The following is an 11,938-nucleotide window of genomic DNA, read 5'->3' on the forward strand; positions in this document are numbered from 1 at the left end:
AGGCAGAGTTAGTGGTGCAGAGAGTCTGCCGGGGTAGCCGCCGTCTCGTTGGCGACCAGGTTTTTATTAAAGCGTTTGGCATACAGCGCGGTGATAATTGGCACCAAAATGGCGGTGACAATCACGCTGGCGGCGACCAGCGCTGTGGCGGAGGCGGCAACCGGTTCAAATGCCGGGTTAATCTGGGCGATAATCACCGGGTTTGCCACCGCAGCGCCTGCCGCAGAAGAGGCTGCCACACCTGCCGTACCGTTCCCGCCACCGATAACGCGGTCAGCAATAATCAGCGGGATACCGGTGATAACGATAACCGCGACGCCCAGCAGAATACCCAACAGACCGGTATCAACGATGACGCTCAGGTTAATGGTGTTGCCCAGCGCAAAGCCGAAGAACGGGATCAGCACCGGCGTGGCTTTGCTGAAGAAAGAACGCAGATCGTGATCCAGATTACCCAGCGTAAAGCCAATCAGGAACGGTAATACCGCGCCGATAAAATGGTGTGGCTCGAAGGAGGCCAGGCCCGCTGAACCAAGGATCACCATCGTCATCAACGGACCGGATTCCAGAGACATCAACACAAATGCGCCGGACTCTTCTTTCGTTCCGTACTGGTTCATCAGGCTGGCGTACAGACCACCGTTGGTCATATCCATCGCGGAAACAATTGCCAGTACCGAAAGTCCCGCAAAGAACCCGGTTTGAATACCGGTATCAGGAATAAATGACGCGGCTATCATTGCCACTACCCACGCCACGGCTATTTTGGTGATAACCAGCGTACCGGACTTACGTAATACTGTACCGGTTGCCCGTAAATCAATAGATGCGCCAATACAAAAAAACCACACCGCCAGAATAGGCACCGTTCCGCTGATCATACCTTTGGTAAACGAACCGAAATACGCGCCAGTATCGGGAGCCAAGGTATTTAACACTGCGCCTAATAACAGGGGAATCAACATCATTCCGCCGGGGATGCGTTCAATCGTGGCTTTAATTTTCATAAACGTCCTCATATCTTGTCGCAGGCACTATATGCGCAAGGAGTTAAAAATTAATAAATTCAAATGGTTACTAAAATTTCTTAACAAAGGTAATCGCTATCTCTTTGTTTTATAGAATCTAACGCGGCATACGTTGAGCGTGTCGCTGCTCCCAGGGATATTGCGTCTGGAATTAGTTTGCATTCATGGGAACGTTGATTCAATCAAAATAAAACGATGTTTTAGTTATCTTCATCACATATTCCGCGCAAAAGTTCTCAATCGCTGTGATTATTAAAAAAGCTGTGATCTTTTTGTGAAGGGATTAGGTGATTTTTTTGCTAGCAGAATAATAGTGACCGCTGTGATTGTTGGCGCAATAAAGCGATTTATTCTTGTATTTAATTGTCAGTAAATCGCAAGCATGACATGTAAAAAAGCTGACTCAGAATGACCTTATTTACGCAGGTTGACGAAATGAAATACCATGTGTGAAGTTGATCACAAATTTAAACACTGTTAGGGTAAAGAGGTCATTAACCGCCCAATCAGGCGTCAACAGGTTCGGTTGTACTGCTCGTATCCAGCCAGTGTAAGTAAACCTGCTACGCTTGTTACAGGGATTGCGTCTGTGCATTCCCCGCTCGGCGATGACCTTAGCGCATGTTGCGTTAGGAGCGTCGAACTGTGCGCGACAGGGCTAAGTCTAAGAGGACTGGTATGCTAAAAAGGAAAAAAATAAAACCCATTACGCTGCGCGATGTCACCATCATTGATGACGGAAAATTGCGAAAAGCCATTACCGCGGCGTCGTTAGGTAATGCGATGGAGTGGTTTGATTTTGGTGTTTATGGGTTTGTTGCTTACGCATTAGGTAAAGTGTTCTTCCCGGGGGCTGACCCCAGCGTGCAGATGGTTGCCGCGCTCGCCACCTTCTCTGTTCCCTTTCTGATTCGACCGCTTGGCGGATTGTTCTTCGGTATGCTCGGCGATAAATACGGTCGTCAGAAGATCCTCGCTATCACCATTGTGATTATGTCGATCAGTACCTTCTGTATCGGTCTTATTCCCTCGTATGCCTCGATTGGTATCTGGGCGCCGATTCTGCTGTTGCTGTGTAAGATGGCACAGGGATTCTCGGTCGGCGGAGAGTACACCGGGGCGTCGATTTTTGTCGCGGAATATTCGCCTGACCGTAAGCGTGGATTTATGGGTAGCTGGCTGGACTTCGGTTCGATCGCCGGGTTTGTGCTGGGCGCGGGCGTGGTGGTTCTGATTTCAACCATTGTCGGCGAGGCAAATTTCCTTGAGTGGGGCTGGCGTATTCCGTTCTTCCTGGCGCTGCCGTTAGGGCTGATTGGTTTGTATCTGCGTCATGCGCTGGAAGAGACGCCGGCGTTCCAGCAGCACGTTGATAAACTGGAACAGGGCGACCGCGAGGGCCTGCAGGAAGGTCCGAAGGTTTCGTTTAAAGAGATTGCCACCAAACACTGGCGTAGCCTGCTGGCGTGTATCGGTCTGGTGATTGCCACCAACGTTACCTATTACATGCTGCTCACCTATATGCCGAGCTATCTGTCGCATAACCTGCATTACTCTGAAGACCACGGCGTGTTGATTATTATCGCCATCATGATTGGTATGCTGTTTGTGCAGCCGGTGATGGGTCTGCTCAGTGACCGCTTCGGTCGTCGCCCGTTTGTTATTATGGGCAGTATTGCGCTGTTTGTTCTGGCTATTCCGGCATTTATCCTGATTAACAGTAATGTCATCGGCCTGATTTTTGCCGGGCTGCTGATGCTGGCGGTGATCCTCAACTGCTTTACCGGGGTGATGGCGTCAACGTTACCGGCGATGTTCCCGACGCATATTCGTTATAGCGCGTTGGCGGCGGCATTTAATATCTCGGTCCTGGTTGCGGGTCTGACGCCGACCCTGGCTGCCTGGCTGGTGGAAAGTTCGCAGAATCTGATGATGCCTGCTTACTACCTGATGGTGATTGCGGTGGTTGGTTTAATTACCGGTATCACCATGAAAGAGACCGCAAATAAGCCACTGAAAGGGGCGACGCCTGCCGCTTCGGATATTCAGGAAGCGAAAGAGATCCTTGGTGAGCACTACGATAACATCGAGCATAAAATCGAAGATATCGATCAGGAAATTGCGGAATTGCAGCTTAAGCGTTCGCGTCTGGTGCAGCAGCATCCGCGTATTGATGAGTAATCAGCTTTCAGGCCTGCGGGTAGCGTTGTACTCAGTAGGCCGGATAAGGCGCCAACTGCCATCCGGCGCATTATGTTGATCTATCACAGCGACTTAAGGTTGGCTTAATATCCTTCAGGCAAACTCTCCTCCATAGTTTCGGAGGAGAGTGTCATGAAAACCCGCATTTATGAAAGTTTAACTGCCCTGTGTAGCGTGCTGATCGTCAGCAGCTTTTTGTACGTATGGGTGAGTTCTTACTGAGCTTTCGCTAATTCCACCCAGGCGCGAGTGCCGCTCGTTCCCTGACGATTCTGCAAATAGAAATGCCCGTGATGTAGCTGGGTGATCCGACTGACAATGCTCAGCCCCAGCCCAATCCCGCCAAAACGGCTGTCCATCCGTACAAACGCTTTGCTTAACTCCCCGCATTTACTTTCATCAATGCCTGGACCTTCATCTTCGACGGCCATGACGGCATCATGTTCGGTATTCAGGCCGATCGTAATAGTAGTGCCTTCCGGGCTGTAACGGTGGGCGTTCTCTACCAGATTGCGCAGCAGCATGCGTAACAGCGTTGCGTCGCCACGTACGACAACGTCCGCCGCGCTTTGCGGGAGGAGCAGCGTCTGCTGGCGCTGGTCCAGCATGGTGCTGAGTTCGTCATAGGAGGGCAGAATCACGTCCTCCAGCAGCTTGACATGTTGGTAGCTTCCGGCCGAAAACGACTGCCCGACGCGGGCGAGTTGCAGCAGTTGCGACACGCTGTCCATCATTTGGTCAAGGCGGGCAATTAACGGCGAAACGTCGACTTTATGGGTTTTGGATAATAATTCCAGATGCAGGCGAACGCCTGACAGCGGCGTGCGTAGTTCGTGGGCGACATCGGCGGTAAATAAGCGTTCGTTTTCGATAGTGGTGGTCAGCCGAGTCACCAGCTCGTTGAGCGCTGAGACGACCGCCTGTATCTCAACGGTTGAACTGTGAATTTCAATGGGGGCCAGGTTATCGGCTGCCCGCGCTTCTAACTCTTTTTGCAGATCCGCCAGCGGACGAGTAATACGTCGCACTGCCTGGTAGCAAATCAGCAGCGTCAGGCTGACCATAAAGATGCCGGGGACGATCAGGCTGGCGATGGCCTCGCGGATCTCATGCATGATGTGGCGATCGTTGTTACGGTTATCGCGCAGCGCCTGCTCGAATAACTGTATTTGCTCAGTACTTTCGTGCCACAACCAGAAGGTGCTAATGAGTTGAAAGACCAACAGAATTAGACCTATCGTCAGTATTAACCGTTGGCGAAGAGGGAGCGGTCGTTTTAGATATTGCAGCAGCTTCACTTAGCTTTCCTCAGTGGCGACCAGCATATAGCCAAATCCCCTGACCGTGCGGATACGTGATTTCCCCACTTTATCGCGCAGATTATGGATGTGGACTTCCAGCGTATTGGTCGACGGTTCGTTATCCCAACTGTAGATGTCGTTATACAGAATTTCCCGGTGAACCGGACTGCCAGCCTTGAGCATCAGGCGCGACAGGAGCGCGTATTCTTTCGGCGTTAAGATAATCTCTTGCCCGTCCATCCACACCTGGCGACGACCGATATTCAGCGTCAGGTTACTGACAATTAACTCACTTTCACCCTGATTGTTATGACGACGCAGCAGCGCCCGGATGCGGGCGTGCAGTTCTTCCAGCGCGAACGGTTTAACCAGATAGTCATCTGCGCCCACGTCCAGCCCGCTGACCCGGTCTTTCACCGTATCGCGGGCGGTGAGGATAAGCACAGGTACGGTGTATTTTTTCTGCCTGATCCGGTTCAGGAAGTGCAGACCGTCTTCATCCGGTAAGCCGAGATCCAGAACCACCAGACTGTAATGTCCGGTCTCCAGGCATTGTTCCGCTGCCCGGGCGGTTGATACGCCGTCGCAGGCATAGCCTTCTGTTTGCGCGGCGAGTATCAGTCCCTGTAATAACAACGTATCGTCTTCAACAATCAGAATTTTCATTCGCTTAGCCTCCCCGGCAGGGTTGCAGAATATCATCTGCCGCCTGATATTTCTGTGTTTGCACGCCCGTTAATCCCAGCAGAGTCGAGAACAGATTATCCTGTGAGAAATCTTCTGAGCTTGCCCGTTTTTGCAAACATGTCTGAGAGACCTGATAGCGTTGCTGATAATCTTCTGAGAGCCACAGCAGCATCGGCACATGTTTTTGCGTATCTGGCGCAATCGAATACGGCAGGCCGTGCAAATAGACGCCATTTTCCCCTAAGGATTCACCGTGATCGGAAAGATAGACCAGGCTGGTGGTGAAATTATCCTGATGCTCTTTCAGTATATTGATTGCTTTATCAACAATATAGTCAACATAAAGAATCGTGTTGTCGTATGTATTGACCAGCTGTTGCTGGGAACAGGTCTGGATCTCGTTGGTGTCGCAGGTTGGCGTAAATTTCTTGAACTGCGCAGGATAGCGGTTGTAATAGGTCGGACCGTGGCTGCCGATGGTGTGCAGCACAATCACGCCGTCGCCTTGCAGATTATTAATGTACTCTTCCAGCCCGTGGAACAGGACGTCATCATAGCATTCACCATCAATACACTGTCCCGGCAGGTTCAGCTTAGTCATATTCTGGTGCGGCACCCGATCGCAGGCTCCTTTACATCCACCGTCGTTATCATTCCACAGCACGTTAATTCCCGCCCGCTGGATGATGTCGAGTACGCCTTCCTGATGCTGCGCCAGTTCTTCATCATAATGCGCGCGCGGCATATCGGAGAACATGCAGGGTACAGATACCGCCGTGGCCGTACCGCAGGACGTCGTGCGCGGGAAATAGACCACATTATCTTTTTCCAGTAGCGGGTTGGTCTGGCGCGCATGCCCGGACAGGGAGAAGTTGTCGCCGCGGGAGGTCTCGCCGAGAACCACAATCGTCAGGTTTTTACGCTTTTCTTTTACCATCAATGGATTGCGATGCGCATCTTCGCCAATGCGTACCAACGGCAGGTGGGCCAGCCTCTGGTGCGAATACCATGATGACGTCGCCACAATGCTGTTGGATGGGCTGAGGGATTTCACCAGTTCTTTGTTGTTGCGAAACAGTGAGGCGTAATCTTTATAGAAGAACGCGGCGACCAACACGATCAGCAACGCGGAGATCAGAATGTTCGCGCCACGGAACAACACGCTGCGCAGCACTGGAGTAACAGGCTTGATTCTTATCCAGCAGGCAATGAGCGCGGCCAGAATACCGCTCACCCCGAGCGTAATTACCATTCGCGGTGTCATCAGGGCGAAGGTTTCGGCGGGCGTGGTGTCCATCATATTGGCGATCATCGAGCGGTCGATGATGATGCCGTAGGTCATGATGAAATATTGAGCCGATGCGCCAACCAGAATGAAAACACACGCCACCAGGCGGTTAAGCCACAGGAATGAGGCCAGCGTCAGCACGATGTTCATAACGCTGAAAGCGACGACCGGCATCGATAAAAACACCAACACGTTGCGCACAGAATCCAGGGGCAGGTCTTGCAGCACTTGTTTATAGAACGCAATGTTCAGAAAAGTCGCAAGATAAAATGAGAGCAGCAGAAGCCAGCTGATTAACCCGAGAGTGGGCCTTTTAAACAGGTGCTTTAACATTAAGGGGGATTCCATCGACTAAGTGGTGTAGATCCTCTCAAAGTAAAATTAAGCCAACCTTAAGTTCTTAAGATTGGCTTTTTGCAGGATGGCGGCTATTCACCAGTGCCGCTTGCGTTAACTATTTTTTACCGGGGCATCTAATGGATAGGGGTTTTTATGGATCCGGTTGTAGTTAAGTGCGTACAGCGCGGTAATAATCATCAGCGTGACGAACGACCACATCACCTCTTTGGCGCCAGAACCGATCACTGCCCAGATGCAGTAGACAAAGGCGATAAAGGTTACCGCCAGATACAGCGGGCGCGCTTTGCCGAAGTGACCATGACCGAGCAGCAGCAGCGCAGCGCAGGTGTACAGATATGGCACCAGCGTGAAGATGACCGAAACCGAAGAGACCAGACCAAACTCTTTTGCGGCGTTCGGCGACATGCTGCTGAACTGGAAAATGGTCATCAGGATACCGACGATAATTAACCCGGCCACCGGGGTACCGGCTTTGTTAACGCGGGCAAAAATCGGCGGGAACAAACCGTCATCGGCCGCCGCTTTGGCGGTTTGTCCGGCCAGCAGCGTCCATCCGCCCAGTGAACCAAGACACCCGGCAGCGGCGCAGAAGGAGACGATCGCGCCAGCGGTGTCGCCCAGCGCCATTCTTGCGGCATCACCGAACGGCGAGGCCGAAACACGCAGCGCAGCGTTAGGGATCATCCCCATAATCGCCGTTGTGGAGAGCACGTAACAAACGGCGGCAATCAGCACCCCGCCAATGGTGGCGATAGGCACGTTACGTTTGGGGTTTTTAACCACGCCTGCCGCGACGGAGGCACTTTCCACCCCGATAAATGACCATAAGGTCACGTTCAGGGTGCTTTGAATTGCGCCGAAGGTATTCATACCGCTGACGTTCCAGGCCGCCATATAGGTTTCACCGCGGAACCAGAACCAGCCGAAGACGGCAATCCCAACAATCGGCACCAGCGCCAGCACCGTTGCGACGGCCTGTACACGGGTGATCATTTTCGGGCCGACAATGTTCAGCAATACGAAGATCCACAGCACCGCGACACAGGTCAGCGTCAGGACCAGCGGATCTTTTAAGATGGGGAAAAAGTAGCTCAGGTAACCGACGCCAATGACCACCATGGCGATGTTGCCAATCCAGCAGGCCAGCCAGTACAGGACGTTAGTCTGGTAGCCTAAAAAAGGACCGAAACAGCGGCGGGCATAAGCATAAGAACCACCGGGACTGGAGTCTAAGGACGACATTTTTGCGTACACCATCGACAGTGCCAGAGCACCGATAATCGTGACCAACCATCCGTAGATTGCAATCCCGCCAGTTGACGCAAGGTTTGCGGGTAGCAGGAATACACCGGAACCCATAATATTCCCCGACACCATAAGGGTGACGGGGATTAAGCCCACTTTGTGAGCATCAGCATCCGTCGACATATTTTTTAACTCCTGATAAGGATAAATGACGGACTTATCATACCTCTTCAAAAGACTATTTTATGATGACGGAGCTGGGGTATCGCTAATGCTGATATTATTATGGCTTATCGCTAACTGATTAAAACTCAGGCAGCGGATGGCTCCCGATGTTGACTAACATAATGCAGTGGCGTCATCCCATAAAACTCTTTGAATACGGAAATAAAGTATGAGGTACTGTTATATCCGCACAGTTGAGAGACCTGGGAAATGTTTTTCTCATCCATCAGGAGTTGATTGACGGCATAACGCATGCGACATGTGGTAATTATTTGGCTGTAACTTGTATTTTCGCTTTTGAGTTTCTTCTTTAACAAGCTGGGACTCAGGCATAAGCAACTGGCAACCATGCTTAAATTCCAGTCTTTGTGTATGTCGCTTTCAATAATGTGATAAACGCTGTCGCTGATACGACTACGCAGCATATGCATGAGTAAAGAGATAAATTTTTTGCTGTCAAGGAAGCGTGACAACACCGTGAACAGTAGTGAGCGTGTGCGCTCTCTTTCACCTTCGTCTACTGTTTCCATTACGCTATGTTGGGCGGCCACCCGGAAGACATCCGGCGTCAGACAGGTAGCGGTGATCACTGGGTTAGCACTCCGCTGCCAGAATGGGATCTGTGAAAGGTCCTTATTTAAAAAACGCAGATAGTCTTTAATGATATCGCGGCTGATATGTACGACCAGTGCGTTATTAAGTGATGAGAAGTCGATAATATTATTATCACATGCCACCAATGCCATATGATTAGCTTTTAAACTGATGGCTTCTTTACCGTTAATCCTTAACCAAACATCCTTCTCCGTTAATACGACAACACACGCTTCTTTGCTGCAAAGTCTCATACCCAAACTCCAGGAATATGACATAAACTACCGTAACTTACCATTGGGCAAGAAATAACCGGCAAATGAAATTGTGTGATGAATCAAGACAGGCGATAAAATAGCGATATTTAGATTAATTACAATATCTGTAGGGATTATTGCCGTGTACATAAAATTTTACGCAAGTGGCAACGTGCAATTTTCGTATAAAAAAAGCGCGGGGTGGTCCCGCGCAAAAAGGTATGACAATGTTATTGTTTTGCAGCAATACTCAGGAATTACTCAAGCATGACATGTCATCCTTCAAATCGGACTATCTCAAAAAGACATTATGCTTTCACGCACATGACGTGATACACACCGTCAATAATTTCCGTTCCTTCGGTTTCATGTTCAAATCCAGGGAAATGGTGGTCCCAGGACTGCAACGAACGTAGATAACTAATCTGCGGGCTATTAGCGTCGCCAAAGTTTTCACCGGACAACAGCATCGGAATTCCTGGTGGGTAAGGAATCACAGAGTTCGCTGCTATACGGCCCTGCAGATTTTCAATGGCCACCATCTCAACGTTATCGCTGACTATCGCGTTATAGGCTTCACGCGGTGTAATTTCAGCAACAGGCAGGCCGGAGTAGGCTGCATTGAGACGGCTGCCAGGGTTGTTCTCTTTCAGCCAGGCAAACATGGTGTCGCCAAGATCGTGAATGCCCATGTTTGCGTAAGTGTCTGGATATTCCTCAACCAGTTCAGGCATTACCTGTGCCAGCGGAGTATTCGCATCGTAGTGATGTTTGAAAGAGCACAACGTGTTGATCAGTGTGCCCCATTTCCCACGGGTAATCCCCATTGAGAACAGGAACATAATCTGGAAGTCGGTGGTACGCGTCGGCACGATACCGTGACGGCCAAGCCAGGCGGTGACCAGAGCAGCAGGAACACCAGTCTCTTCCAGTTCGCCATCGTCGCCCATACCTGGTGCCAGAATGCTGACTTTAATCGGGTCCAGCATGCTCCAGTTATCCGGCAGATCTTTAAACCCGTGCCAGGATTCGCCCGGACGCATTACCCAGCAGTTCTGGTCAGTGGTCAGGAGTTGGGTTGGCGCATCGGCAAAGTCATAGGTTTTGCCGGTCTGCGGATCGGTTACCACTTCTTTGTTCCACGGTTTGAAGAACCAGTCGCCTTCGGCGGTGAATTCTTTGTACAGCCGCGCCATGGCCTGACGGAAATCGACTGCTTCGTCAATCACTTCCTGGGTGAGCGACAGGCCGCTGTTACCGTCCATCATGGAAACCGCCACATCGTTTGATGCGCAGATGGCATACAGCGGAGAGGTGGTGGCGTGCATCATGTACGCCTGGTTAAAGCGGGAGAAGTTCACGGCCCCACGACCTTCACGGACGTGAATATAAGATGCTTGGGAGAGCGCATTCAGCAGTTTGTGAGTCGAGTGGGTGGCAAAAACGGTAGGGCCGTTATGATCGCCCGGCGCGCCACGCATGGCGTAGTGGTCGGCATAAATTGGGTTAAAGCGGGCATAGCCGTACCAGGCTTCATCGAAGTGGATACGATCGCTGGTTTGCGCGAGCAGGTCCTGCGCCTCTTTTGCGTTGTAGCAAACGCCGTCATAGGTACAGTTAGTCACGACGCTGTATGACGGTTTTTGTCCGGCTTTGCCTTTTGTCAGTGGGCTTTCACTGATTTTTTTCTGCAATGTTTCAGGCTGCATTTCCTGCGGGTAGATAGGCCCGATAATGCCGTAGCGGTTGCGGCTAGGCACCATGTATACCGGTTTTGCCCCGGTAAGGATCAGCCCCTGTTCAATCGATTTATGGCAGTTGCGATCCAGCACCACGACGTCGTTGTCGGTCATACAGGCTTGCATGATGGTGCGGTTAGAGCCGGAAGTCCCGACCACCACGGACCAGGAGCGGTCAGCGCCAAACACCCGGGCGGCATATTTTTCGCTCTCGCCAAATGCGCCAGTATGATCCAGCAGTGAACCCAGGGAGGTGCGTTCGATACCCATGTCGGTACGGAATAAGTTTTCGCCGTAGTAGTCATGATAGAAACGACCGGCTGGGGTTTTGGTAAAACCGACGCCGCCCTGGTGGCCAGGCGCCGCCCAGGAATATTCATGGATGTCGCCATATTTCATCAGCGCGCTGAACAGCGGCGGCAGAAGCTGCTGGCGGTAACGAGTCATCGCCGCCACGGCGCGCCCGGCGATAAAGTCTGCGGTATCTTCCAGAATCCAGGCGAATTCATCGACAAGCTCCAGCAGGTCGCGATCCAACGATGCGGTGGCTTTTTCGCGATCGCCCAGCAGGAAAACGGGAACGTTTTGCTGGCGCTCGTGGAGCTTGCCGATCAATTGCCTGACATTCAGGTGCTCATCTTGTTGTTCCATTTGATAGCTGAACATCAGGCAATCAATGGCTTCATTTGCGGCGAGGATGGCGTAACCATCGTCGAATGAGGTGGACTTAATGACGGTAACATTCTGGCGGCTTAATGCGTCAGCCAGACGTTCGACAGCGCTACCGACCCAGGTGTCCTGATGCAGAAACTCACTTTCAACAATTAATACTTTCATCATCTTTTACCCGGTTGTGGAAAGGTTGCAATTTATGGATTGCAGACACACCGTATGAATGTGACGCAGGCAAGTATTATCCTGAGAAAATGGGCTGTAAAGCGGGTGAAAAATAGTCTATTTTGTATTTTATATGTTTTTAAACAATGAGTTATGCTGTGTTGAAGGCGGATTT

Annotated in this window: 9 protein-coding genes; 2 read left to right on the forward strand and 7 right to left on the reverse strand. The window is 51.1% G+C overall.

From position 1 onward, the window contains the following. Positions 1–8: 8 nt before the first annotated feature. Positions 9–1,007 (reverse strand): 2-keto-3-deoxygluconate transporter, encoded by a 999-nt coding sequence (gene kdgT, locus FOB24_RS03605; protein WP_051594499.1) that lies wholly within the window; start codon positions 1,005–1,007, stop codon positions 9–11. A 699-nt stretch (positions 1,008–1,706) separates the two neighbouring features. On the opposite strand from kdgT, the gene proP reads away from it, so the two are divergent. Then, entirely contained in the window at positions 1,707–3,209 is a 1,503-nt protein-coding gene (proP, locus tag FOB24_RS03610) for a glycine betaine/L-proline transporter ProP (protein ID WP_038636419.1), read from the forward strand. A 153-nt stretch (positions 3,210–3,362) separates the two neighbouring features. Next, positions 3,363–3,452: an LpxT activity modulator PmrR gene (gene pmrR, locus FOB24_RS03615; RefSeq protein WP_038636421.1), complete on the forward strand. Its 90-nt coding sequence runs from the start codon at positions 3,363–3,365 to the stop codon at positions 3,450–3,452. Here pmrR and pmrB read toward each other — a convergent pair. The 6 genes from pmrB to adiA all read right to left on the reverse strand — a co-directional run bounded on the left by pmrB (position 3,446) and on the right by adiA (position 11,763). After that, positions 3,446–4,528 carry a two-component system sensor histidine kinase PmrB gene (gene pmrB, locus FOB24_RS03620; RefSeq protein ID WP_038636424.1) on the reverse strand — a complete coding sequence of 361 codons (1,083 nt, stop codon included), beginning with the start codon at positions 4,526–4,528 and terminating at the stop codon, positions 3,446–3,448. The genes pmrR and pmrB overlap by 7 nt on opposite strands. Continuing rightward, positions 4,529–5,197 (reverse strand): two-component system response regulator PmrA, encoded by a 669-nt coding sequence (gene pmrA, locus FOB24_RS03625; RefSeq protein ID WP_038636427.1) that lies wholly within the window; start codon positions 5,195–5,197, stop codon positions 4,529–4,531. A 4-nt stretch (positions 5,198–5,201) separates the two neighbouring features. Continuing rightward, positions 5,202–6,839, reverse strand: coding sequence for a phosphoethanolamine transferase EptA (eptA, locus tag FOB24_RS03630; protein ID WP_150344521.1), 1,638 nt, complete (start codon positions 6,837–6,839; stop codon positions 5,202–5,204). 117 nt (positions 6,840–6,956) lie between these two features. After that, positions 6,957–8,294 (reverse strand): arginine/agmatine antiporter, encoded by a 1,338-nt coding sequence (adiC, locus tag FOB24_RS03635; RefSeq protein WP_150344522.1) that lies wholly within the window; start codon positions 8,292–8,294, stop codon positions 6,957–6,959. Positions 8,295–8,422: 128 nt separating this feature from the next. Continuing rightward, positions 8,423–9,184: an AraC family transcriptional regulator gene (locus tag FOB24_RS03640; RefSeq protein WP_069325137.1), complete on the reverse strand. Its 762-nt coding sequence runs from the start codon at positions 9,182–9,184 to the stop codon at positions 8,423–8,425. Between the two features lie 311 nt (positions 9,185–9,495). After that, positions 9,496–11,763, reverse strand: a complete 2,268-nt coding sequence (gene adiA, locus FOB24_RS03645; RefSeq protein ID WP_137347434.1) for an arginine decarboxylase — start codon at positions 11,761–11,763, stop codon at positions 9,496–9,498. Positions 11,764–11,938: the final 175 nt, after the last annotated feature.

Source organism: Citrobacter werkmanii (assembly GCF_008693645.1).
Taxonomy (GTDB): Bacteria; Pseudomonadota; Gammaproteobacteria; order Enterobacterales; family Enterobacteriaceae; genus Citrobacter; species Citrobacter werkmanii.

What these genes read in the sequence shown, in the direction of transcription:
- kdgT (WP_051594499.1), bottom strand. Translation starts at nt 1,007, where the DNA reads ATGAAAATTAAAGCCACGATTGAACGCATCCCCGGCGGAATGATGTTG.
- proP (WP_038636419.1), top strand. Translation starts at nt 1,707, where the DNA reads ATGCTAAAAAGGAAAAAAATAAAACCCATTACGCTGCGCGATGTCACC.
- pmrR (WP_038636421.1), top strand. Translation starts at nt 3,363, where the DNA reads ATGAAAACCCGCATTTATGAAAGTTTAACTGCCCTGTGTAGCGTGCTG.
- pmrA (WP_038636427.1), bottom strand. Translation starts at nt 5,197, where the DNA reads ATGAAAATTCTGATTGTTGAAGACGATACGTTGTTATTACAGGGACTG.
- eptA (WP_150344521.1), bottom strand. Translation starts at nt 6,839, where the DNA reads ATGTTAAAGCACCTGTTTAAAAGGCCCACTCTCGGGTTAATCAGCTGG.
- adiC (WP_150344522.1), bottom strand. Translation starts at nt 8,294, where the DNA reads ATGTCGACGGATGCTGATGCTCACAAAGTGGGCTTAATCCCCGTCACC.
- FOB24_RS03640 (WP_069325137.1), bottom strand. Translation starts at nt 9,184, where the DNA reads ATGAGACTTTGCAGCAAAGAAGCGTGTGTTGTCGTATTAACGGAGAAG.
- adiA (WP_137347434.1), bottom strand. Translation starts at nt 11,763, where the DNA reads ATGAAAGTATTAATTGTTGAAAGTGAGTTTCTGCATCAGGACACCTGG.